Below are 23,060 nucleotides of genomic sequence, written 5' to 3' on the forward strand. Positions count from 1 at the left end.
AATGACGATTCTGGTAATTGCCGAACACGACAATGGGTCGATCAAGGCGTCGACGCTGAACACGGTGGCTGCCGCGCAGAAGATCGGCGGCGATATTCACGTGCTGGTCGCGGGTCACAACGCGCAGGGCGCGGCCGACGCGGCGGCGAAGATCGCGGGTGTCGCCAAGGTGCTGTTGGCCGACGCGCCGCAACTCGAAGCGGGCCTCGCGGAGAACGTCGAGGCGACCGCGCTGAACGTCGCGAAGGACTACTCGCATATCCTCGCGCCGGCGACCGCCTACGGCAAGAACATTGCGCCGCGCATTGCGGCGAAGCTGGACGTCGCGCAGATTTCGGACATCACGGCGGTGGACTCGGCCGACACGTTCGAGCGCCCGATCTACGCGGGCAACGCGATCGCGACGGTGCAGTCGAGCGATCCGATCAAGGTGATCACGGTGCGCGCGACGGGCTTCGATCCGGTTGCGGCCGAAGGCGGCAGCGCGTCGGTCGAGAAGATCGACGCGGCGGCAGACAGCGGCATTTCGCAATTCGTCAGCCGCGAGGTGACGAAGCTGGAGCGTCCGGAACTCACCAGCGCAAAGATCATCGTGTCGGGCGGCCGGGGCTTGGGCAGCGGCGAGAACTACACGAAGGTGCTGGAGCCGCTGGCGGACAAGCTGCAGGCGGCGCTGGGCGCGTCGCGCGCGGCGGTCGACGCGGGCTACGTGCCGAACGACTACCAAGTGGGCCAGACGGGCAAGATCGTCGCGCCGCAACTGTACATCGCGGTGGGCATTTCGGGCGCGATCCAGCATCTGGCAGGGATGAAGGATTCGAAGGTGATCGTCGCGATCAACAAGGATCCCGAAGCACCGATCTTCAGCGTGGCCGACTACGGCCTCGTCGGCGATCTGTTCACGCTCGTGCCGGAGCTCGTGAACGAGCTCGGCTGACGCGCAGCGCGCGTCGCGTTCAGCGCACGAGCAAGTCGAACATGAACAAAGGGGCGCGGCGAGCGCCCCTTTTCACACCATAAACGGACTAGGAGAGGAGCACCATGAGCTATACCGCACCCGTCAAGGACATGCTGTTCGTGATGAAGGAACTGGCCGGCATCGACGAGGTCGCGAAGCTGCCCGGCTACGAGGACGCCGGCTTCGATACGGCTGCCGCCGTGCTCGACGAATCGGCGAAGTTCTGCGGCGAGGTGCTTGCGCCGCTGAACGTCGAAGGCGACAAGAATCCGAGCAGCTGGAAGGACGGCGCCGTCACCGCGACGCCCGGCTTCAAGGAGGCGTTCCGCCAGTTCGTCGAAGGCGGCTGGCAGGGGCTGCAACATCCGACCGAATACGATGGACAGGGCCTGCCGAAGCTGATCGCGACGCCGTGCATCGAGATGCTGAACGCGTCGAACCTGTCGTTCGCGCTGTGTCCGCTCCTGACCGACGGCGCGATCGAGGCGCTCCTCACGGCCGGCACCGACGAACAGAAGTCCAGCTATGTGCCGAAGCTCATCTCCGGCGAGTGGACGGGCACGATGAACCTGACCGAGCCGCAGGCGGGCTCCGACCTCGCGCTCGTGCGCTCGCGCGCGGAGCCGCAAGGCGACGGCTCGTACAAGGTGTTCGGCACGAAGATCTTCATCACGTGGGGCGAGCACGACATGGCGGGCAACATCGTCCATCTCGTGCTCGCGCGCACGCCGAGCGCGCCCGAAGGCGTGAAGGGCATCTCGCTCTTCATCGTGCCGAAGTTCCTCGTCAACGACGACGGCAGCCTCGGCGCGCGCAACGACGTGCACTGCGTGTCGATCGAGCACAAGCTCGGCATCAAGGCGAGCCCGACCGCGGTGCTGCAGTACGGCGACCACGGCGGTGCGGTCGGCTATCTCGTCGGTGAAGAGAACCGCGGCCTCGAGTACATGTTCATCATGATGAACGCGGCGCGCTTCGGCGTCGGCATGCAGGGGATCGGCGTCGCCGACCGCGCATACCAGAAGGCCGCCGAGTTCGCGAAGGAGCGTGTGCAGAGCCGTCCGGTCGACGGCTCCGCGAAGCAGTCGGTAACGATCATTCATCACCCGGACGTGCGCCGGATGCTCGCGACGATGCGCGCGCTGACGGAAGGCGCGCGTGCGCTGTCGTACGTCGCCGCCGCGCACAGCGATCACGCGCATCGCGCCGCCGACGAAGGCGTGCGCGCGAAGCATCAGGCGATCTACGAGTACCTGGTGCCGGTCGTGAAGGGCTGGAGCACCGAGATGGTCAACGAGGTCGCGAGCCTCGGGATCCAGGTGCACGGCGGGATGGGCTTCATCGAGGAGACGGGCGCCGCGCAGTATTACCGCGATGCGCGGATTCTCGCGATCTACGAAGGCACGACCGCAATCCAGGCAAACGACCTCGTCGGCCGGAAGACGGTGCGTGACGGCGGTGCGGTCGCGAAGGCGATCGTCGGCGAGATCCGGCAGACGGTCGAAGCGCTCGGCGCGCACGACGGCCCGGCATTCGCCGCGATGAAGACGCAGTTGGCGAACGGTGCGCGCGCGCTGTCGGCCGTCGTCGATTTCGTCGTCGCGAACGTGAAGGGCGATCCGAACGCCGTGTTCGCCGGCAGCGTGCCGTATCTGAAGCTCGCGGGCGTCGTGCTGTGCGGCTGGCAAATGGCGCGCGCGCTGCTCGCCGCGCAGCACAAGCGTGCCGACGATCCGAAGTTCTACGACGCGAAGATCGCGATCGCGCAGTTCTACGCGGAGCACATCCTCGTGCAGGCAAGCGCGTTCGAGGCGTCGATCGTCGGCGCGAAGGGCGGCGAGAGCGTGCTCGCGCTGACGGAAGACCAGTTCTGATCGCCTGGTTCGGTCAGTAGACATAGAAACGAAGAACGGCGCCCTCGGAGGCGCCGTTCTTTTTGGGCGGCGTGGGCACGCATATGCGGCTGCGCCGGTCGCGCGTCAGCGCGTCATGCGTACGCCGGGCGGTGCTCGCCGTCCGTTTCGCTCAGATAGCGATGCACCGACAGGTCGTCCGCGCGGATCGCGGGCTTCTTGCCGGACATCAGGTCCGCGAGCAACTGGCCCGAGCCGCACGACATCGTCCAGCCGAGCGTGCCGTGGCCCGTGTTGAGGAACAGATTCGGCACGGGCGTGCGGCCGACGATCGGCGTGCCGTCCGGCGTCATCGGGCGCAGGCCGGTCCAGAACGACGCATTCGCCGTATCGCCGCCGCCCGGGAACAGGTCGTTTACGCACATTTCGAGCGTCTCGCGGCGCGCCTGGCGCAGCCGCTTGTCGAAGCCGACGATCTCCGCCATCCCGCCGACGCGGATGCGTTCGTCGAAACGGGTGATCGCGATCTTGTAGGTCTCGTCGAGCACGGTCGACACGGGCGCCTTCGCGGCATCGACGATCGGCGCGGTGATCGAATAGCCCTTCAGCGGGTACACCGGAATCTTCATGAGATTCGCGACGAGGTTCGTCGAATACGAGCCGAGCGCGACCACGTACGCGTCGGCGCGCACCATCTCGCCGCCGCACTGGACGCCGGCGATCTTGCCGCCCGCGATCGCGAGCGCATCGATGCTCGTATTGAAGCGAAACTTCACGCCGAGCTGCTCGGCGAGCGCGGCGAGGCGCGTCGTGAAGAGCTGGCAGTCGCCCGTTTCGTCGCCCGGCAGCCGCAGGCCGCCCGTCAGCTTGTGCGAGACCGCGGCGAGCGCCGGTTCGGCCTTCTTCAGCTCGTCGCTCGACAGCAGTTCGAACGGCACGTTCGCGTCGCGCAGCACCGCGATGTCCTTCGCGGCGCCGTCGAGCTGCTGCTGCGTGCGGAACACCTGCAGCGTGCCGCCCGTGCGGCCTTCGTACTGGATGCCCGTCTCGGCTCGCAGCGCCTGCAGGCAATCGCGGCTATATTCGGCGAGGCGCACCATGCGGCCCTTGTTCAGCGCATAGCGCTCGGTCGTGCAGTTGCGCAGCATCTGCCACATCCATTGCAACTGGAAGCGCGTGCCGTCGAGGCGGATCGCGAGCGGCGCGTGCTTTTCGAACATCCACTTGACCGCCTTCAGCGGCACGCCGGGTGCAGCCCACGGCGCCGCGTAGCCGGGCGAGATCTGGCCCGCGTTCGCAAAGCTCGTGTCGAGGGCGGGGCCGGCCTCGCGGTCGATCACCGTGACTTCGTGGCCCGCGCGCGCCAGATAATAGGCGCTCGCCACGCCGACCACGCCACTGCCCAAAATAACCACACGCATAGCTGCTCCGGATAGAAAACGCCGGACGGCGCGCGGCGCACCCGATGCGCTCTGCGATCTGCATCCGACCTAGTTTTTTGCGCTATGGTATTGTTGAGTCACTAGGTTTTGTTATTGTATTTTTCCAATTTTCAGTAAAAAAGCGATGAGAACTCAACGTCAGCCGGTACGCGCGCTCGACAAGCTGGACCGGCGTATTCTGAAGCTGCTGCAAGAGGACGGCCGCATGGCGATGAAGGACCTCGCCGAGCGCGTCGGACTGACGGTCACGCCCTGCATCGAGCGGGTGCGGCGGATGGAGCGCGACGGCGTGATCACGGGTTACCACGCGCGCGTCGATCCTGCGCAACTCGGCGCGTCGCTCCTCGTGTTCGTCGAGATCACGCTCGATCACAAGAACGGCAACATGTTCGAGCAGTTCCGCCGCGAGGTGATGAAGATCGACGAAGTACTCGAATGCCATCTCGTGTCGGGCGACTTCGACTATCTGATCAAGGCGCGGATCGGCGAGATGGCCGACTACCGGAAGCTGCTCGGCGACATCCTGCTGCAGTTGCCGGGCGCCGTGCAGTCGAAGAGCTACGTCGTGATGGAGGAAATCAAGGAGACGCTGATGATCGCGGTCGACGAGTGAGCGCGGGAGCGCGCATTCGAAGCGCTTGGCACGTGTCGCCAATTACTGTATAAATATACAGTAATTGGCGACATTGTCATTGGCGGCTTCGGCCGCTTACCAGAGGCGTGATGAGCGATCGATCCGACGTCGAATATCAGGTGGCGCCGCCCGTGCCCCGCAAGGGGCGCGGCGCGGTGGACAACCTGCAGGGGCGCTACGAGACCGTCGAGCGCGAGTTGGTCGACGACGGCTGGGCGCGCGACGAACGCGAGCCGCCTGTCCCGTTGCGCACCCAGGTGTTCGAGGAGCGCGCGAGGACGATCCTCACGCGCAACGCTTCGCCGGACATTCCGTTCAACGTGTCGCTGAATCCGTACCGCGGCTGCGAGCACGGCTGCATCTACTGCTTCGCGCGGCCGACGCACAGCTACCTCGGACTGTCGCCGGGGCTCGATTTCGAGAGCCGGATCTACGCGAAAGTGAATGCGGCGGAATTGCTCGAGCGCGAGCTCGCGAAGCCGCGTTACGTGGCGGAGCCGATCGCGCTGGGCGTGAACACCGACGCGTATCAGCCGGTCGAGCGCGAGCTGCGGATCACGCGGCAAGTGATCCAGGTGATGCACGATCACGGGCAGCCGTTCGCCGCGATCACGAAGTCGTCGCTGATCGAGCGCGATCTCGACTTGCTTGCTCGGATGGCCGAGCGTCAGCAGGTAATGGCGGCCGTCACGATCACGACGCTCGATTCCGAACTCGCGCGTGCGCTCGAGCCGCGCGCCGCGACGCCTTCGCGCCGGCTGCGGACGATCCGTGCGCTGCGCGACGCGGGCGTGCCGGTTGGCGTGAGCGTCGCGCCGATGATCCCGTTCGTCACCGAGCCCGATCTCGAGCGCGTGCTGGAGGCTTGCGCGGATGCGGGTGCGACCCACGCAAGCTATATCGTGCTGCGGCTGCCGTGGGAGGTCGCGCCGCTTTTCTCCGAATGGCTTGCCGCGCATTTCCCGGATCGCGCGGAGCGCGTGATGGCGCGCGTGCGGGACATGCGCGGCGGCAAGGATTACGACTCGGATTTCAGCCGGCGGATGAAGGGCGAAGGGATGTGGGCGGATCTGCTCAGGCAGCGCTTCAGGATGGCGGTCAAGCGCTGCGGGCTGAACGAGCGCACGCGCGGCATTCTTGATTTCTCGCAGTTTCGCGCGCCGCAGCGGCCGAAGCAGCCGAAGCCGCTCGGGCGGCCAAATGCAGCGCCGAAGGCGGACGACGGTTCGCAGCTCAGCCTGTTTTGATTCGCGCGTGGTGCGTCGACGGAGCCTGCGGATGTGTCATTGCGAGATCTGCTTCGCGGCCTCGACCTGCGATTCGAAATAGGTCTGGAAAGCGAGTGCGAGCCCCGTCATCAGCAGGAATGCGCCGATCAGCAGCGAAAAGATCACGACGAACACGACGCCCCAGCCGGAGCGGCTGTGGCGGCCCGTGGCGGCGTTGAATTGCGCGTCCCATTTGTCGTCGGCGCGCAGCCCATAGACGAGCGCGGCGAGGAACGCGGCGAGCAGCGATATCGCGCCCGGCACGGCGAGCCACCAGCCGAGCGCGGCCGTGCGTCCCGACGCCGCGAGCAGCAGGAACCCGGGAATGCCGACGATCGTCGCGAGCAAATGCGCCCAGCCGGCGAGGTCCTTCCAGCCGTGCAAATAGAATCGGTGTGCGCCGAGCGAGCCGAACAGGAATGCGAGCAGTGCGGTGAGCGTCTTCGAGCGAAAGCGGGGTGGGGTGGACGTGCTGCTGGACATGTCGGGCAGGGTAGTGGGTCTTCTTCGTGGGCGCCCCGGCAAGGCGGGGGCGCGGCGGTCGGCTCGCATTCTACGATGCGGGGCGCCGCACGGTCACGCAGCGGCTGCGTCAATGCGCCGCATCGTAGGTGATCCGGTAGATTGCGCCCGCATAGTCGTCGCTGACGAGAAGCGATCCGTCCGGCAGCGGCAGCACGTCCGCCGGACGGCCCCAGACGCTTTCGTCGGGCCTCAGCCATCCCTGGGCGAACGCTTCCTGATGCGCGGATCGGCCGTCCGGCGAGGCGATCACGCGCATGACCCGGTAGCCGACCTTGCGGCTGCGGTTCCACGAGCCGTGCTCGGCGATGAAGATGTTGTTGCGGTATTCGGGCGGGAACATGTCGCCCGTGTAGAAGCGCATGCCGAGCGCGGCGACGTGCGCGCCCAGCTTGAGCACGGGCGGCACGTAGCTCGCGCACGTGTGGCCGCGCCCGAACTGCGGATCGAGCACGTCGCCGCCATGGCAGAACGGATAGCCGAAGTCGAGGCCCGCGTGCGGCGCGCGGTTCAGCTTGTCGTCGGGGCGGTCGTCGCCCATCAGGTCGCGGCCGTTGTCGGTGAACCAGAGTTCGCTCGTCGCCGGATGCCATGCGAAGCCGACCGTGTTGCGCACGCCGCGCGCGTAGACCTCGTAGCCGCTGCCATCGGGGTTCATCCGACCGATCATCGCGTAGCGGTCGCGGTCGGCGACGCAGATGTTGCACGGCGCGCCCGTCGGCACGTAGAGCTTGCCGTCGGGGCCGAACGCGATGAACTTCCAGCCGTGATGACGCTCGGTCGGCAGTGCGTCCGTGACGACGACGGGCTTCGGCGGTGCGGCGAGCCGTTCGTCGATCCGGTCGAGGCGTAGAATTCGCGACACGGCCGATACGTACAGCGCGCCATTGCGATACGCGACGCCGACCGGCATCTCGAGTCCCGACGCGATCACATGGTGCGCCCGCACATGGCCGTCGCGCACGACGAGCGCATGCACGCGGCCCTCCATGCTGCCGACGTACAGAATTCCGCGCGGCGACCACGCCATTTCGCGTGCGGCGGGCACGTCGTCGGCGAGCACCTGGACGCGAAAGCCGGGCGGCACGCTCAACGCGTCGATCGGCAGTGCGGCCGACGCGGCGATTGTCGCGAGAACGAGACAGGCGGCGGCCGCGGTGCGCAGCAGCGTCGGCAGGCCTGAGGAAACGATGCGCGACAGGGAGATGAGCGGACGCATGGCGGTCGAAGGCGGACGAGCGCGAAGCGCGCGATGGGGGAATTGTAAGCCTCCGGAGCGCGCTTCCGGGATTTTTGCCGGGTAAGTGTTTGTTGCGCCATCGGTTTCCGGCTATAATCGCACGTTTCAGTAGTTTTCGAACCCGGTTTCCCGAAGGAATTCATATGGTCATCATCCGTCTGGCTCGCGGCGGCTCGAAGAAGCGCCCGTTCTACAACATCGTCGCTACCGATTCGCGCAACCGTCGTGACGGCCGCTTCATCGAGCGCGTCGGCTTCTACAACCCGGTCGCGACGAAGGGCGAAGCGCTGCGCATCGCTCAAGACCGTCTGACGTACTGGCAAGGCGTCGGCGCACAACTGTCGCCGACCGTCGAGCGTCTCGTCAAGCAAGCGCAAAAGGCGCAGCCGGCTGCCTAATAATGGCGCGGCGTGCCGGAAGTGCCGGCTGCGAGGTTCGTTGATGGCTGGTCACGACTCCGGTAGCGCAAAGCGCGGGCAGTCGCCGTCGTTCGGCGTATTCGTCCGCAAGCCCGTCGAGCGCGCGCCCACGAAAGAGGCGGGCGGCGGCGCGGCTGATTCGGAAGCAATTCGCATCGAAACGGCGCAGTCGTGGCCGGACGATGCGGTCGAGGTCGGCGCGGTCGTCGATGCGTACGGCCTCAAAGGCTGGGTCAAGCTCGCGGCCCACGCCGGTGCGGGTCGAGGCGGCGATGCGCTCCTCGGAGCCCGCGACTGGTGGCTGCAAAAAGGCGCGGAGCGAAAATTCGCGCGCATCACGCAAGCGAAGTTGCATGGCGGCGCGGTCGTCGCGCATCCGGCCGGCTCCGTCGATCGAGATGCGGCGCTCGCGCTGCGCGGCTTCCGCGTGTTCGTGCGCCGCGGCGATTTCCCCGCACTCGCCGACGACGAGTTCTACTGGGTCGACCTGATCGGCCTCGACGTCGTCAACGAGGCGGGCGTCGCGCTCGGCAAGATCGCCGACATGATCGACAACGGCGTGCATTCGATCATGCGCGTCGAGTATCCGACGACCGGCAAGGACGGCCGGCCGGCAGTCGGCGAGCGGCTGATTCCGTTCGTCGGCGTATACGTGAAAGCGGTCGAGCAGGCGGCGGGGCGCATCGTCGTCGACTGGGAAGCCGATTACTGAAATGGACGAAGCCACGCAGAGCGCGATCCAGTTCGACGTCGTCACACTCTTTCCGGAGATGTTTCGCGCGTTGACAGACTGGGGCATTACGAGCCGCGCGGTGAAGCAGGGACGGTTCGGCTTGCGCACGTGGAATCCGCGCGATTTCACGACCGACAACTACCGCACCGTCGACGATCGCCCGTACGGCGGCGGTCCCGGCATGGTGATGCTCGCGAAGCCGCTCGAGGCGGCGATCGGTGCGGCGAAGGCCGCGCAGGCGGCGCAAGGCGTTGCGGCGTCGCGCGTCGTGATGATGTCGCCGCAGGGCGCGCCGCTCACGCACGAACGCGTGATGCGGATGGTCGCGGAGCCGGGCGTCGTGCTGTTGTGCGGCCGCTACGAGGCGATCGACCAGCGTCTGATCGATCGTTGCGTCGACGAGGAGTTGAGCCTCGGCGACTTCGTGCTGTCGGGCGGCGAATTGCCGGCGATGGCGCTGATGGACGCCGTCGTGCGCCAACTGCCGGGCGTGTTGAACGACGCGCAGTCGGCCGTGCAGGATAGTTTTGCCGACGGGCTGCTCGATTGCCCGCACTATACGCGCCCCGAGGAGTACGAGGGCGCGCGAGTGCCGGACGTGCTGCTCGGCGGGCACCATGCCGAGATCGAGCGCTGGCGTCGGCAGGAAGCGTTGAGAAATACCGTGGCGAAGCGCCCCGATCTGATTGCGCGGGCGCGTCGCGAAAAGTTGCTGAGCCGGGCCGACGAGGCGTGGCTTGCAAGTCTCGCGAAAGAAGCGAAGCAGGCCTCCTGAGGCGGCGGCGCTCCGTTCGCGAATATGGCGGCGTCGTGCATGCGTGCGCGGCGCCTGATGTGAATCCATCCTCTATCGGGGCCGAGCCGGGCGACCGGCAGGTGCGAACGCCGACAAGATGGCTTTAGGAGTCAGTGATGAATCTGATCGCAAAACTTGAGCAGGAAGAGATCGAGCGCGCGCTCGCAGGCAAGACGATTCCCGAATTCGCCCCGGGCGACACGGTGATCGTGAACGTGAACGTGGTGGAAGGCACCCGTAAGCGCGTTCAGGCTTACGAAGGCGTCGTGATCGCGAAGCGCAACCGTGGTTTGAACTCGTCGTTCATCGTCCGCAAGATTTCGTCGGGCGAAGGCGTCGAGCGTACGTTCCAGACGTACTCGCCGCTCTTGGCGAGCATCGTCGTGAAGCGCCGCGGCGACGTGCGTCGCGCGAAGCTGTACTACCTGCGCGAGCGTTCGGGCAAGTCGGCTCGAATCAAGGAAAAGCTGGTGTCGAAGGATCGCGCCGCTGCTGCGCAACAGTAAGCGCAGTCGGGAACGCGCGCCGGATCCAATTCGGGGTGCGTTCCGCCAGGCGTGAAAAGGCGCCGTGCGGGAGCATCCGCACGGCGTTTTTTTTGCAGCCTGTCGAAAGCCGCGGCGACGTCGCGGCTTTTTTGTATCCGCTGAATCCGCGTGCATCCAAGCGATCGCGGGCGACTCGACGCGCTGCGCGTGCGATGCCGGAAGCCGGCCGGCATTCCGGTGGCCCCGGATTTCGATCGCCGGTCCGAAGGCGCGCCGCATCCGCTCATAGAAACTGGCCGAGCGGCAGATCGAGATCGATCGTCGCGCGGCTCAGTTCCGCTTCGGCCGCCCGAGCCTTCGCTGAAAACAACCGCATCAGGACGACCTTGTTCAGCGTATCGCTGCGCAGCGCGCCGTCCGCACGGCTGCCGATCAGCGTGACGCGCGAGGCGAGCGGCCAGCGTCCGGCTCGCGCATAGAAGCTCGCGAGCGGCGGATCGCACGTGAACACGCCGATGTCGATGCCGCTTGCTTCCATCCACTGCGTCGCCGCCGCGACCGTGCGCGTTCCGAGCCCCGCGCGCCGATGGGCGGGATCGGTCGCGACCCAACTGAGGCCGCCGATCGAAAAGCGTTCGCCCGCATGCGAAATCGTCTTGCGCACGACCGCCGCGTAGCTGGCGACGTCGCGGCTTTTCGGCGCCGACACGTAGAACGACATCGCGTCGAGGCGCGGGTCGTGAAGCACGGGCGCCGTGTCGCCGGGTTCGAATGCGTCGTCGGGGTCGACGCGTTGGTGCAGCAGGGCGAACTGACGCCGGAGCGCTTCCGGCGCGTCGTTATAGCGAATCGATCGGAGTGCATGGGCGTTCGTCATGGCGTGTAGTCGTCGTGATGTCGGGGGCTCTCGGCGTGGCGCCGATCGCGGTTCATGTGGATCCGGCAATCGTCCGCCCGCCGGATGCCGAATCGTGTTGCCGGAAGCGCGGCGCTCGCGCAGGCTTCAGACTCCCGGTATTCGCCGGTAGCGAAGTCGAATCGATTGGATTCGTATCGATCCGTACGCACCGAAATTGGGCCTGAAGAACTCGATTCTCGGGCGAAGCGCCCGCGTCGAATGCGGTCACATTCAGGTTGCCGCATCCGCGAGACGCGCGGACAGGGGCGCTCATGCGTGCCGATTCTCGTTCGATCGGCACAGGCGCCAGGCATTTCGTGAGCGCCGGACGCATTGCGCATATCGATCGGCAAGCGGGGCCGCCGCGGACGTAGTATCGCTGCATTCTGAGCGTGCGGCTTCCTCGGGCTCGATCGTCGCGAGGCGACTTCGGGCGCGAAACCTGAAAGCACGCGTGCGCCGCCCGACGATTTCCTGTTCCTTTCGCGCGCCGGATGGCCAGGCGGCCGGGACCCGTGCGGCTCGCCGGAAAATACGCGCAAACGCCGTTACTCGCCCAGCGCCATCGGCGGTCGCTCTGGAAACCCGCTCGGCCTGACGGCAAAACGCCGCCGCCGAGTTCGCGCCGAATGGGTGAGGGTGCGCCTCGTGCCCGTCCGCCGCCGCGACTCGAGCCGACGCCAACGCCAGTCTAAACAGGCTGCCCGCTGCATATTGTGGCGCTGTGCTTTTTTTGCGATCGATCGTCGAGCCTCTTCAAGACGGCGTTTTGACATTTTTGCTCGAATTTCGTCGGCGTCCCGCGCCTGCGGGCAGTCCGGAGCCGAATTGCGGAGCCGAATCCGCCCGCCGAATCGAGACGTGTGAAAGAGCGAAAGGGCGGCGCAAGCGCCACTCGACGGCATGACGAAATCGGCCGATACGGCGCGAGTCGACCCGCGCCGCTCGCCGCGAACCGCCGCTCCGGCCAATCTTCGCGCCGCCGTTTCCGAGTCGAACATCCCGATGCAGGCCGTTTCGAGCATGGATTTGCCGCGTTCGGCCATCGGCATTTCGCGCGGCATTTTCCGCTGCTTTTTGCATGCGTCCGGCCGGCGAACTGCGGACGGCATTGGTCAGGCGCCATATAATGAGCCGAGAATCGACAAAAAACGTCGGCCGAACCCGCGGTGGTTTTTTCTCTGATGAGCGTGTCGTCCGACGACCCGCCACGGCGAGCGCTTTTTTCTTTCCGGCGCGACAATGTGATCGTATCCATTCCGAGAAGAGCGTCCCCTTGATCCGTCGCCCCATCATCGACCCCGAAGTGCTGCCGATCGAGACGACCGGCGCCGGCCTGCCGGCCGTCCCGCCGCCGTTGCTGACGCCCGAGGGCCTGCGCGAGCGCTTCGCGCGACCGCTCGAATGGATGCAGGAGCCCGCCGAGGTGCAACTCGTCGAAGGCGTCGATCCGCGCAGCGCGGCCGTGCTCGTGCCGATCGTCATGCGCGAGCGCGGCTTGACCGTGCTGCTCACGCAGCGCGCCGACCACCTGAACGACCACGCCGGCCAGATCAGCTTTCCGGGCGGGCGCCGCGAGCCCGACGATCGCGATGCGAACGCCACCGCGCTGCGCGAGGCGCACGAGGAGATCGCGCTCGCGCGCGAGCACGTCGAATTGCTGGGTGCGCTGCCCGACTATCTGACGGGCACCGGCTTTTGCGTGACGCCCGTCGTCGCGCTCGTGCATCCGCCGTTCACGGTGCAGGCGGACACGCTCGAAGTTGCCGAGATCTTCGAGGTGCCGCTCGATTTCCTGATGAATCCCGTGCATCACCAGGTGCGGGTGTTCCGCTGGGAGGGCGGCGAGCGCCGCTTTTTCGCGATGCCGTATTCGCGCGGACCGGTCGGCGGCCAGTACTTCATCTGGGGGGCGACGGCCGGCATGCTGCGCAACCTATACCGCTTCCTCGCGGCCTAGCGGCGGGCGCCGCAATCGACGCACGCCGCGGGCCATCCGGCGCGTCCGCTGTGCTATCGTTACGCGAAAAATCAATCATCCCAGAACGGCACGGCCCTTCGCATGACTTTCTTCTCGGTTCTCCTTGCCCTCATCATCGAACAGGTCCGCGCGCTGTCGCCGAGCAATCCGGTCTTCGCGCTGTTTCAGTCCCATGCGGAATCGGCTGCGCACGGCTTCGACGCCGGCAAGCGGAAGCACGGCGTGCTCGCGTGGCTCGTCGTCGTGCTGCCCTGGGTGCTCGCCGTCGGGCTCGTCTATTTCCTGCTGTACAAGGTGAGCTTCGTGCTCGCGTTCCTCTGGAACGTCGTCGTCGTGTACTTTACGCTCGGCTTCCGGCAGTTCAGCCATTACTTCACCGACATCCACCTCGCGCTCAACAACGACGATGTGCCGCGCGCGCGCGACATCCTGCGCGAATGGACGGGCATCGACACGGTCGACATGCCGGTCGGCGAGATCGTCCGCCATACGCTGATCCATGCGGTCGTCGCGTCGCACCGCCACGTGTTCGGCGTGTTCTTCTGGTTCGTGCTGCCGGTCGGCCCCGCGGGCGCGGTGCTGTACCGGATCGCCGAATATCTGGCGCGTAGCTGGTCGGCGCCGGCGGACGACCGCACCGCGGCGTTCTCGACGTTCGCGCAGCGCGCGTTCTTCGTGATCGACTGGGTGCCGGCGCGCCTGACCGCGCTCGGCTTCGCGATCGTCGGCAACTTCGAGGATGCGATCTACGCGTGGCGCAATCACACGCGCCAGTGGCCCGACCCGAACGATGGCGTGCTGCTCGCGGCCGGCAGCGGCGCGCTCGGCGCGCGGCTCGCAGGCCCGCTCGCGGAGCCGTCGAGCGTCGATGCGCTGGCGGCCGGCGACAGCGGCCCGATGACCGTCGGCGACGACTGCACGCCGCGCACGCTGCAGTCGGCCGTCGGCCTCGTGTGGCGCGCGGTGATCCTGTGGATGCTGCTCCTGCTGATGTTGACGATTGCCGTCTGGGTGTCGTGACGCAAAGGCGGGGCGTAGCGCGTTCTTCGTCCGGACCGGCGACGATCGCCTGAGAAAGAGCCGGCTTCGAGCCGGCTTTTTTTGCGTCTTCTGTCGCCCGGTGCGGGGTGCGGACGCCCGAATCGGCGCCAGTTGCGCGTAAAGCGGGGGCAAAGCGCGGCGTCAGCCGTCGCGCGGGTCGCGGCTCGCGCCGCAATGCCAGCACGCGGTGAACTGCGCGTCGAGCGTCTCGCCGCAGCGCGCGCAGCGCCACGGCGCCGCGCCGGCGGGCGGCCCGGCCGACGCCGCCTCGATCAGCCGCCGCGCGAGCGCCTCGTCGCGCTCGTCGTCGAGCCATATCTCGGGCAGGCACGCGTCGATCGGCAGGCCGCCGAGCGCGCCGCCCGCGAAGCGGTTGTGCAGCTCGCAGCCGACGCCCGCCACGTCGAGTACGTTCGCCCAGTGCTGGGCGGTCGCGAGATTGGGGGCCCTGAAGCGCATCGCGGCGTCTCCTCCGTGCGTGACGAACGGGCGAGCGGGCGGCTCGCGGCCGCCGGGGCGCCCGGCTAGCGGACGATCTGGCTCGCCTCGTGCACGAGCTGCGCATACAGCGTGTGGCGCGAGGGCGCGATCTTGCCGTCGGCGACGGCTTCCAGGATCGCACAGCCCGGCTCGTGCAGATGATGACAATTATAGAAACGGCAGTGCGGCAACAGCGGCCGGAACTCCGGGAACGCGCGCTCGAGGCGGCCTTCCGTCAGATGATAGAGCCCGAACTCCTGGAAGCCGGGCGAATCGATCAGCGCGCCGCCGCCGTCGAGCGGGTAGAGGCGCGTGAACGTCGTCGTGTGGCGGCCGCTGTTGAGCGCCGCGGAGATCTCGCGCGTCGCCGCCTCGGCGTCGGGCACGAGCAGGTTCACGAGCGTCGATTTGCCCATCCCCGACTGGCCGAGCAGGATCGTCGAATGGCCGGCGAGGCGCGGCGCGAGTTGCGCGCGCGCGTCGTCGGGCGCGCCCTTGATCGACAGCTCGAGCACGTCGTAGCCGAGCGCGCGGTACGGCGCCAAGCGCTCGCGCGCAACCGGCAGCGCGGCTTCGACGTCGATCTTGTTCAGCAGGACGATCGGCTTCAGCTCGTTCGCCTCGGCGGCGATCAGCGCGCGGCCGAGCAGGTCTTCGCTGAAGTACGGCTCGGTCGCGAGCACGATCAGCAACTGATCGAGATTCGCGGCGAAGAGCTTCGACTTGAACTGGTCGGAGCGGTAAAGCAGGTTGCGCCGCTCGCCGATCTCGACGATCACGCCCTGGTCGGCCGACGTCCGTTCGTAGACGACGCGGTCGCCGACCGCGACGTCGCTCTTCTTGCCGCGCGGAAAGCACTGCAGCATCGGGCCGCCGTCGGCGGGCGCGACGATGTAGTGGCGGCCGTGCGCGGCGATCACGCGTCCTTCGACGCGCTCGCCGCCGCGCGCGGCCGCCTTGGCCGGCTGATTCGTCGGCGCGCGCTTCATGAGAGCTGGAGCAGCCGGTCGATCCGTTGCGACGCGGGCGGGTGCGAGTAGTAGAACGCGGTGTAGACGGGGTCGGGCGTGAGCGTCGACGCGTTGTCTTCGTAGAGCTTCACGAGCGCGTTGACGAGGTCGTGCGCGTCGGTCTGGCTCGCGGCGAACGCGTCGGCCTCGAACTCGTGCTTGCGCGAGTTCAGGCTGCCGAGCGGCGTGACGAAGAACAGGAATACCGGCATCGACAGGAAGAACAGCACGAGCGCGACGCCCGCGTTGCTGCCGGCGAGCGACGGCATCACGCCGAGGCCCGTGTAGAACCACGCGCGCTGCGCGAGCCAGCCGAGTAGCGCGAGGAGCGCGAGGCTCAGCGCGAACGTCCAGAGCATTCGCTTCATCACGTGGCGGCGTTTGAAATGGCCGAGCTCGTGCGCGAGCACGGCTTCGATCTCGTTGCCCGTCAGGCGGGCGAGCAGCGTATCGAAGAACACGATCCGCTTCGCCGCGCCGAATCCCGTGAAGTACGCATTGCCGTGCGCGGAGCGGCGGCTGCCGTCCATCACGAAGAGGCCCTTCGCCGCGAAGCCGCAGCGCTTCATCAGTCCTTCGATCCGCGTGCGCAGCGCGTCGTCGGACAGCGGCTCGAACTTGTTGAAGAGCGGCGCGATGAAAGTGGGGTAGAGCACGAGGACGAGCATCTGGAAACCGACCCACACGGCCCACGTCCACAGCCACCAGAGCGCGCCCGCCTGGTTCATCAGCCACAGCACGACGAACAGGAGCGGCAGCCCGAGCGCCGCGCCGAGGAGCGCGTTCTTCGCGAGATCGGCGAAGAACAGGCGCTTCGTCATCCGGTTGAAGCCGAAGCGCTCTTCGATGCCGAACTGGCGGTAGTACTCGAACGGCAGGTCGACGACGCTCGAGATCACGAGCACCGCGGCGACGAGCGCGACCTGCTGGCCGTAGCCGTGGCCGAGCCAGCCGGTGAGGAGCGAGTCGAGCGCGCCGACGCCGCCCAGGAGCGTGAGCCCGACGAGCACGGCCGAGCCGACGACGATCTCGAACATCGTGAGCCGGGTGCGCTCGACCGTGTAGTCGGCGGCGCGCTGGTGCGCGGAAAGCGGGATCGTTTCGCGGAACTGCGCGGGCACGCGGCCGCGATGCGCGGCGACGAAGCGGATCTGCCGCGACGCGAGCCACAGCTTGGTGCCCGTCATCGCGACGAGCGCGACGGCGAAGAGCAGGGTGAAGGTATAGGCGGACATCGAGGGCGCTAGTGGTGGCTAGTGGTATCTATGCGAGAATTATATGTTCTTGCGGACCCGGCCCGCTCATCGTTTGCCGGTCCGCGTGGCGGCGCGCGCCGCCCGCCCATTTCCCAGGATTGCTCATGACCGATATCTCCGCCGTGGCCGGCCAGCCCGCGCTCGTTCGCAACGAACTGAACCTCGTCTGGCTCGACATGGAAATGACGGGCCTGAACCCGGACAGCGACCGCATCATCGAGATCGCCGTCGTCGTCACCAATTCGACCCTCGACATCGCGGTCGAAGGGCCCGTGTTCGCGATCCATCAGAGCGACGAGACGCTCGCGAAGATGGACGACTGGAACAAGAACACGCACGGCCGTTCCGGCCTCATCGACCGCGTGCGCGCGTCGACCGTCACCGAGGCGGACGCCGCCGCGCAGATCGAGGCGTTCCTCGGCCAGCACGTGCCGCCCGGCAAGTCGCCGATGTGCGGCAACTCGATCTGCCAGGACCGCCGCTTCATGGCGCGCTGGATGCCGGAGCTCGAGCGCTTCTTCCATTACCGCAACCTCGACGTTAGCACGCTCAAGGAGCTGTGCCGGCGCTGGCAGCCCGCGATCTACAAGGGCTTCCAGAAGCGCGCGATGCATACGGCGCTTGCCGACATCCACGAGTCGATCGACGAGCTCAAGTACTACCGCGAGCATTTCCTGATTCCGGCCGCGCCGGCCGGCGAAACCGCTTGAGCGGCGGCCCGCGCGTCGTGGTGCCGGGCTGAGGAGACAGGCGGCGCTGCGCCGCGGCGTTCACTTCTGCGCGCGCACCGCGCTCTTCGGCCGGAACGCCGCGCATACGGCCGGATTCGTCTCCGCGTAAGGGCCGCCGATCAGGTCGATGCAATACGGCACGGCAGCGAAAATGCCCGGCACCTCGACCTTGCCGTCGTCGCCGCGCAGCCCTTCGAGCGTTTCCTTGATCGATTTCGGCTGGCCGGGCAGGTTCACGATCAGCGCCGCGTGATCCGCGGTCTCGCGAATCACCGCGACCTGCCGCGACAGGATCGCGGTCGGCACGAAATTCAGGCTGATCTGCCGCATCTGCTCGCCGAAGCCCGGCATCTCCTTCGTCGCGACCGCGAGCGTCGCCTCGGGCGTCACGTCGCGGCGCGCGGGGCCCGTGCCGCCCGTCGTCAGCACGAGGTCGCAGCCGGCCGTGTCGACGAGCTCGACGAGCGTCGCCGAGATCGTCGGCGCGTCGTCCTGGATGAGCCGCGTCTCGGCCCGCCACGGCGACGCAAGCGCCGACGCGAGCCACTCCTTCAGCGCGGGAATGCCTTTGTCCTCGTACACGCCGCTGCTCGCGCGATCGCTGATCGACACGAGGCCGATCACGAGTTCGTCGGGATGGTTACGCTTCGTCGTCGTCATCGTCGGAAGAAGAGGAGTGATCGGGCGAATCGTCCGCGTCGCCTGCCGCGCCGCTCGCCGTCTTGATCCACTGGAACAGCTCGCGGAAGTAGCGGGGCGGCTTGCCCTGCTGCGCTTCCCTGCGCGCGTTGCGGATCAGCATGCGGCCTTCCTGCACGTCGGCGGCCGGATGCTCGTGGATGAACGCGGTCAGCGCGTCGTCGCTCGCGAGCAGCTGCTCGCGGGTGCGCTCGATCCAGTGCAGGCGCGCCGTCTCGGCCTTGTTGACGCCGCGCTGCGTGTCGAGCGCCGCGCGCAGCGCGGCCGTCTCGTCGGCGGAGAGCGAGCGCATCACGCGGCCGACGTACTGGATCTGGCGGCGTTTGCCCTCATGATCGGTAATGCGGCGCGCCTCGCGCACGGCTTCGGCGAGATCCTCCGGCATCGGCATGCGCTTGAACGCATCCTTCGGCAGCTCGACGAGGGCGACGCCCAGTTCCTGCAACGCGTGCATGTCGCGCTTCAATTGGGACTTGCTGGGGCGATCGTAACCGTGGCCGGCGTCTTCGGCGGCGGGCTCGATCGGTTGGATACGGGTTTTGCGTGTCATGGACGGCATTGTATCGCGCCGCGCACCACACGCCGCGCACCGCGTTCGCCGACCCGCGTCGCCCGCGCCGGACCTTGCTATGATCGCGGAATACGCACATTTTGAAACACGCGGGCGCCCCGCCCGCCACCGGATACCACGACGATGGCTGCAAATCTCGACGCCCAAGCGCACTATTTTCCGCACACGCAGGACGAACTGAAAGAAATCGCGACGGACATCCTCCGGCACGCGAAGGCGCTCGGCGCGACCGACGCCGCGACCGAAATCTCCGAGGGCGACGGCCTGTCGGTGTCGGTGCGGCGCGGCGAAGTCGAGACGATCGAGCACAACCGCGACAAGACGGTCGGCGTGACCGTCTTCATCGGCAAGAAGCGCGGCAACGCGAGCACGTCGGATTTCTCGCCCGCCGCGCTGCAGGACACGGTCGCGGCCGCGTACAACATCGCGCGCTTCACGGCCGAGGACGACGCGGCGGGGCTCGCCGAAGCCGAGCTGCTCGAAACCGATCCGCGCGATCTCGATCTCTATCATCCATGGCGCATCTCGGCCGACGAGGCGGTCGACATCGCGCGCCGCTCGGAGGACGCCGCGTTCGCGGTCAGCCCGCAGATCCGCAATTCGGAGGGCGCGAGCGTGTCCGCGCAGCACTCGCAGTTCGTGCTCGCGACGTCGCGAGGCTTCCTCGGCGGCTATCCGTACTCGCGCCACTACGTCGCGTGCGCGCCGATCGCGGGCAGCGGCCGCCACATGCAGCGCGACGACTGGTACACGTCGAAGCGCCGCGCGGACGAGCTCGCGTCGCCCGAGTCGGTCGGCCGCTATGCGGCCGAGCGTGCGCTCGCGCGGATGGGCGCGCGCCGCCTCGATACGCGCAAGGTGCCCGTGCTGTTCGAGGCGCCGCTCGCGGCGGGCTTGCTCGGCGCGTTCGTGCAGGCGGTGAGCGGCGGCGCGCTGTATCGCAAGACGTCGTTCCTCGTCGACAGCCTCGGCAAAGAGGTGTTCGCGCCGCACGTGCAGATCGTCGAGGACCCGCACGTGCCGCGCGCGATGGGCAGCGCGCCGTTCGACGAGGAAGGCGTTCGCACGCGCGCGCGCAGTGTCGTGAAGGACGGCGTCGTCGAGGGCTATTTCCTGTCGACGTACTCGGCGCGCAAGCTCGGCACGCAGACGACCGGCAACGCGGGCGGCTCGCACAACATCGCGCTGAAGAGCGCGCGCACGCGGCCGACCGACGACTTCGACGCGATGCTGAAGAAGCTCGGCACGGGTCTTCTGCTGACCGAACTGATGGGGCAGGGCGTCAACTACGTGACGGGCGATTATTCGCGCGGCGCGGCGGGCTTCTGGGTCGAGAACGGCGAGATCCAGTATCCGGTCGAGGAGATCACTGTCGCGAGCACGCTGCAGGAGATGTTCCGCCACATCGTCGCGATTGGCGCGGATTCGATCGTGCGCGGGACGAAGGCGACGGGCTCGGTGCTCATCGAGCAGATGACGATCGCAGGGCAGTGAGCGCCGCGATCGGTTCGATCGCGCAAAAGCGAAAAGCGCCGCGGCAGGCGGCGCTTCAGAATGCTGACGAACCCCTCGTTTTTCGGAACGAGGGGTTTTGTCTTTTTGGGTGCCCTTGCCGCGGCGGCGCGTGGACGCGCGCCGCCGCCCGCGTCAGCCGGCGCGCTTGCGGCGGTAGACGACGAACGCGTACGTGAAATCGTTCGGCTCCGCCGCGCGATGCGCGTCGCGCGACACCTCTTCCCATTGCGCGGGATCGGGCGCGGGAAACGACGCGTCTCCTTCGAAGTCCTTGTCGATCTCGGTGACGACCAGCTTGTCCGCGTGCCGCAGGCCCTCCGCATAGAGCTGCGCGCCGCCGATCAGGAACGCCTCGGCCGCGCCGTCGCGCGCGGCGAGCGCGAGCGCGTCGTCGAGCGACGTGACCGTGTCGCAGCCGTCGAAGCGCCGCGCGGCGTCGCGCGTGACGACGATGTTGCGGCGACCGGGCAGCGGGCGGCCGATCGATTCGTGCGTCTTGCGGCCCATGACGATCGGCGCGCCCATCGTCGTGCGCTTGAAGAACGCGAGATCCTCGGGGAGTTTCCACGGAAGTTGGTTGTCGCGGCCGATCACGCCGTTGCGGGCGCGTGCGACGATCAGGGTCAGCGTCGTCATGACGGAAAGAAAAGATGCCGGAAGGGCACGATTCTACCGGATCGCACGGCGTGCGATCGCGCCTCGCTCGCCGTGCCTGCTTCGTTCGGCGGCGCGCGATGGGCGGCGTTTGCACCGCACGTCGGCCCGAATGCTGCTTCGCGCGCGGCATGTGCGGCGGCGGGCATCCCGCTCGCCGCGCCGCGTGCGCGGAACGCGCATGTCAGGTGCGGTCGGCTTCGTCGTCGTCGTCGGCGGCGGCGGCGCTCGCGCCCGGCCGATGCGCGGCGCCCCACGACAGCTCGCGCAGCCCGTGCGACACCATCAGCCGATACAGCGTCGCGCGCGACACGCCGAGCTCGGCCGCCGCCTCCGTCAGGCGGTGGCGATGCCGCAGCAGCGACGCTTCGATCGTCCGGCGCTCGGCGCGCTCGCGCGCCTCGGCGAGCGTCGTCGCCTGGCGCGTCGCGTACGGCGCGAGATCGAGATCGGCAGCCGATAGCTGGCGGCCGTCGGACATCACGATCGCGCGCCGGATCCGGTTGATCAGTTCGCGCACGTTGCCGGGCCACTGGTAGTTGTACATCGCTTCGACCGCGCACGACGTGAAGCCGCGAATCCGGCGCGCGCCGTCGCTCCTGAACCGATGCAGGATGTGATGCGCGAGGATTTCGATGTCCTTGCCGCGCGCGCGCAGCGGCGGCTCCTCGAGCTTCAGCACGCACAGCCGGTGAAACAGGTCTTCGCGGAAGCGGCCTTCGCGCATCGCGGTTTCGAGATCGACGTGCGTCGCGGAGATGATCCGCACGTCGACCGCAATCGACTCGTGTCCGCCGAGGCGCTCGATCTTGCCTTCCTGCAGGAAGCGCAGCATGCTCGCCTGGCTTTCGAGCGGCATGTCGCCGATCTCGTCGAGGAACAGCGCGCCGCCGTCGGCCGCTTCGACACGGCCGATCTTGCGCTGGTTTGCGCCCGTGAACGCGCCGCGCTCGTAGCCGAATAGCTCGGACTGCAGCAAATGATGCGGAATCGCGCCGCAGTTGATCGCGACGAACGGTGCCTTGCGGCGCTCCGAGCGCTCGTGGATCGCGAGCGCGGTCAGCTCCTTGCCGGTGCCGGATTCGCCGGAGATGAACACGGTCGCGTCGGTTGCGGCGACCTTGCGGATCATCCGGAACAGCTGCTGCATCGCGTCGCATGCGCCGACCATCTCGTCGCCCGTCGCCTGGGCGACGCCCGCCGCGAAATTCAGATCGCACAGCGCGACCATCCCGTATGCGTGGCCGACGAGATAATCGATCGTCGCGTGCGGCGGTGGGCCTTGCGTGTAGTCGAAGCAGTACTGACGAATCAGCCGGCGCACGTCGGGATCGTTGATGCGCGTGTCGCCCGCGAGTGCGATCCAGCCGACCTGCTGTTGCCGCAGCACCGATTCGACCGTCGGCAGCTCGCGCGGCGCGAAACCGTCGAGATCCGCGATCCCCGCCTGCGGCTGGTTCGGCTTCACACGACGCGCCGCTTCGTTCGCCGAGTGCGCGACGTGCACGTTCCAGCGCCGTGCGCGCAGATGTTCGACGAGCGTCGTGTCGGGCGTGCGCGACAGGTAGACGAGCTGGCGCATGGCCGGCTCGTCCGCGGTCGGATCGGTCGATGCGGCCGAGGAATGCGCGGCGTGACCGGGCGGCGTGCAATCGGAGTAGGGACGGGAGTCGTGCACGATGCACCTCTGCATGGATGTTGTTCGGAACGTGTTGGGAACGTGCGTGCCGATCGCGGCTCGCGGCGCGTCACGTGCGTTGTCGGGCGCGATGGCCGCGAGTGTCGGCGGATGCGCATCGAGAGTGCGATCGAAGGTGCGATCGAAGCGGGCGCGCGGCGCGGGGATCGAAGCCGGTCGGCTTGCGCTCGGC

General features: G+C 67.5%; 24 protein-coding genes. 12 read left to right on the forward strand and 12 right to left on the reverse strand.

Features of this window, described 5'->3' with window-relative positions; genetic code table 11:
- Position 1: 1 nt before the first annotated feature.
- The gene (locus tag BG90_RS12850) at positions 2-937 is read left to right on the forward strand and encodes an electron transfer flavoprotein subunit alpha/FixB family protein (protein ID WP_045568157.1); all 936 of its coding nucleotides are present in this window, start codon (positions 2-4) and stop codon (positions 935-937) included.
- A gap of 104 nt (positions 938-1,041) precedes the next feature.
- Positions 1,042-2,832: an acyl-CoA dehydrogenase gene (locus BG90_RS12855; protein ID WP_010116452.1), complete on the forward strand. Its 1,791-nt coding sequence runs from the start codon at positions 1,042-1,044 to the stop codon at positions 2,830-2,832.
- A 113-nt stretch (positions 2,833-2,945) separates the two neighbouring features.
- Here BG90_RS12855 and BG90_RS12860 read toward each other — a convergent pair whose 3' ends face one another.
- Entirely contained in the window at positions 2,946-4,232 is a 1,287-nt protein-coding gene (locus tag BG90_RS12860) for a D-amino acid dehydrogenase (protein ID WP_010105494.1), read from the reverse strand.
- Positions 4,233-4,377: 145 nt separating this feature from the next.
- Here BG90_RS12860 and BG90_RS12865 point away from each other — a divergent pair, with 145 nt between their 5' ends.
- The gene (locus BG90_RS12865) at positions 4,378-4,866 is read left to right on the forward strand and encodes an Lrp/AsnC ligand binding domain-containing protein (protein WP_010105493.1); all 489 of its coding nucleotides are present in this window, start codon (positions 4,378-4,380) and stop codon (positions 4,864-4,866) included.
- Between the two features lie 110 nt (positions 4,867-4,976).
- Positions 4,977-6,134 (forward strand): PA0069 family radical SAM protein, encoded by a 1,158-nt coding sequence (locus tag BG90_RS12870; RefSeq protein WP_010116451.1) that lies wholly within the window; start codon positions 4,977-4,979, stop codon positions 6,132-6,134.
- 36 nt (positions 6,135-6,170) lie between these two features.
- On the opposite strand, the gene BG90_RS12875 is transcribed toward BG90_RS12870, so the two are convergent.
- Positions 6,171-6,638 (reverse strand): NINE protein, encoded by a 468-nt coding sequence (locus BG90_RS12875; RefSeq protein ID WP_010105490.1) that lies wholly within the window; start codon positions 6,636-6,638, stop codon positions 6,171-6,173.
- Positions 6,639-6,747: 109 nt separating this feature from the next.
- The gene (locus BG90_RS12880) at positions 6,748-7,896 is read right to left on the reverse strand and encodes a PQQ-dependent sugar dehydrogenase (protein ID WP_010116450.1); all 1,149 of its coding nucleotides are present in this window, start codon (positions 7,894-7,896) and stop codon (positions 6,748-6,750) included.
- 164 nt (positions 7,897-8,060) lie between these two features.
- Between BG90_RS12880 and rpsP the strand changes: the two genes are divergently transcribed.
- The 4 genes from rpsP (at position 8,061) to rplS (ending at position 10,371) form a co-directional block, all read left to right on the forward strand.
- Positions 8,061-8,315 carry a 30S ribosomal protein S16 gene (gene rpsP, locus BG90_RS12885; RefSeq protein WP_004189402.1) on the forward strand — a complete coding sequence of 85 codons (255 nt, stop codon included), beginning with the start codon at positions 8,061-8,063 and terminating at the stop codon, positions 8,313-8,315.
- Between the two features lie 43 nt (positions 8,316-8,358).
- A complete protein-coding gene (gene rimM / locus BG90_RS12890) occupies positions 8,359-9,048 on the forward strand; it encodes a ribosome maturation factor RimM (protein WP_010116449.1) in 690 nt (229 codons plus the stop codon).
- 1 nt (position 9,049) lies between these two features.
- Positions 9,050-9,844, forward strand: coding sequence for a tRNA (guanosine(37)-N1)-methyltransferase TrmD (trmD, locus tag BG90_RS12895; protein ID WP_010116448.1), 795 nt, complete (start codon positions 9,050-9,052; stop codon positions 9,842-9,844).
- A 137-nt stretch (positions 9,845-9,981) separates the two neighbouring features.
- Positions 9,982-10,371: a 50S ribosomal protein L19 gene (rplS, locus tag BG90_RS12900; protein WP_010105463.1), complete on the forward strand. Its 390-nt coding sequence runs from the start codon at positions 9,982-9,984 to the stop codon at positions 10,369-10,371.
- A gap of 265 nt (positions 10,372-10,636) precedes the next feature.
- On the opposite strand, the gene BG90_RS12905 is transcribed toward rplS, so the two are convergent.
- Together BG90_RS12905 and BG90_RS35045 are read right to left on the reverse strand one after the other, a co-directional pair.
- A complete protein-coding gene (locus BG90_RS12905) occupies positions 10,637-11,230 on the reverse strand; it encodes a GNAT family N-acetyltransferase (protein ID WP_010116446.1) in 594 nt (197 codons plus the stop codon).
- Positions 11,231-11,799: 569 nt separating this feature from the next.
- Complete coding sequence (locus tag BG90_RS35045; protein WP_124072257.1) at positions 11,800-12,363, reverse strand: hypothetical protein; 564 nt, start codon at positions 12,361-12,363, stop codon at positions 11,800-11,802.
- Positions 12,364-12,527: 164 nt separating this feature from the next.
- Here BG90_RS35045 and BG90_RS12910 point away from each other — a divergent pair, with 164 nt between their 5' ends.
- Together BG90_RS12910 and BG90_RS12915 are read left to right on the forward strand one after the other, a co-directional pair.
- Positions 12,528-13,211: a CoA pyrophosphatase gene (locus tag BG90_RS12910; protein ID WP_010105459.1), complete on the forward strand. Its 684-nt coding sequence runs from the start codon at positions 12,528-12,530 to the stop codon at positions 13,209-13,211.
- Positions 13,212-13,313: 102 nt separating this feature from the next.
- A complete protein-coding gene (locus BG90_RS12915) occupies positions 13,314-14,252 on the forward strand; it encodes a CobD/CbiB family protein (RefSeq protein WP_010105458.1) in 939 nt (312 codons plus the stop codon).
- Between the two features lie 162 nt (positions 14,253-14,414).
- Here the strand turns inward: BG90_RS12915 and BG90_RS12920 are convergent, their stop codons facing one another.
- From BG90_RS12920 to BG90_RS12930, 3 genes are all read right to left on the reverse strand, one after another.
- Positions 14,415-14,732 carry a putative signal transducing protein gene (locus BG90_RS12920; protein ID WP_045568158.1) on the reverse strand — a complete coding sequence of 106 codons (318 nt, stop codon included), beginning with the start codon at positions 14,730-14,732 and terminating at the stop codon, positions 14,415-14,417.
- A 65-nt stretch (positions 14,733-14,797) separates the two neighbouring features.
- Complete coding sequence (gene rsgA / locus BG90_RS12925) at positions 14,798-15,742, reverse strand: ribosome small subunit-dependent GTPase A (protein WP_010116442.1); 945 nt, start codon at positions 15,740-15,742, stop codon at positions 14,798-14,800.
- Positions 15,739-16,998, reverse strand: coding sequence for a M48 family metallopeptidase (locus BG90_RS12930; protein ID WP_010116440.1), 1,260 nt, complete (start codon positions 16,996-16,998; stop codon positions 15,739-15,741). Before BG90_RS12930 ends, rsgA begins: the two co-directional genes overlap by 4 nt.
- Positions 16,999-17,123: 125 nt before the next feature.
- Here BG90_RS12930 and orn point away from each other — a divergent pair, with 125 nt between their 5' ends.
- Positions 17,124-17,729: an oligoribonuclease gene (gene orn / locus BG90_RS12935; protein ID WP_010105445.1), complete on the forward strand. Its 606-nt coding sequence runs from the start codon at positions 17,124-17,126 to the stop codon at positions 17,727-17,729.
- A 60-nt stretch (positions 17,730-17,789) separates the two neighbouring features.
- Here the strand turns inward: orn and mog are convergent, their stop codons facing one another.
- Both mog and yjgA read right to left on the reverse strand, forming a co-directional pair.
- Complete coding sequence (gene mog, locus BG90_RS12940) at positions 17,790-18,410, reverse strand: molybdopterin adenylyltransferase (protein WP_010116438.1); 621 nt, start codon at positions 18,408-18,410, stop codon at positions 17,790-17,792.
- Positions 18,391-18,999 (reverse strand): ribosome biogenesis factor YjgA, encoded by a 609-nt coding sequence (gene yjgA, locus BG90_RS12945; protein WP_025989935.1) that lies wholly within the window; start codon positions 18,997-18,999, stop codon positions 18,391-18,393. The genes mog and yjgA overlap by 20 nt, the downstream gene beginning before the upstream one ends.
- A 144-nt stretch (positions 19,000-19,143) precedes the next feature.
- On the opposite strand from yjgA, the gene pmbA reads away from it, so the two are divergent.
- Positions 19,144-20,514, forward strand: coding sequence for a metalloprotease PmbA (gene pmbA / locus BG90_RS12950; protein ID WP_010105440.1), 1,371 nt, complete (start codon positions 19,144-19,146; stop codon positions 20,512-20,514).
- A 153-nt stretch (positions 20,515-20,667) separates the two neighbouring features.
- Here pmbA and BG90_RS12955 read toward each other — a convergent pair whose 3' ends face one another.
- Together BG90_RS12955 and BG90_RS12960 are read right to left on the reverse strand one after the other, a co-directional pair.
- On the reverse strand, positions 20,668-21,171 hold the full coding sequence (locus tag BG90_RS12955) for a dihydrofolate reductase (protein ID WP_010116435.1): 504 nt from the start codon (positions 21,169-21,171) through the stop codon (positions 20,668-20,670).
- A 202-nt stretch (positions 21,172-21,373) separates the two neighbouring features.
- The gene (locus BG90_RS12960) at positions 21,374-22,771 is read right to left on the reverse strand and encodes a sigma-54 dependent transcriptional regulator (RefSeq protein ID WP_010116433.1); all 1,398 of its coding nucleotides are present in this window, start codon (positions 22,769-22,771) and stop codon (positions 21,374-21,376) included.
- Positions 22,772-23,060 lie beyond the last annotated feature (289 nt).

Source organism: Burkholderia oklahomensis C6786 (assembly GCF_000959365.1).
In the GTDB taxonomy this organism is placed as follows: Bacteria; Pseudomonadota; Gammaproteobacteria; order Burkholderiales; family Burkholderiaceae; genus Burkholderia; species Burkholderia oklahomensis.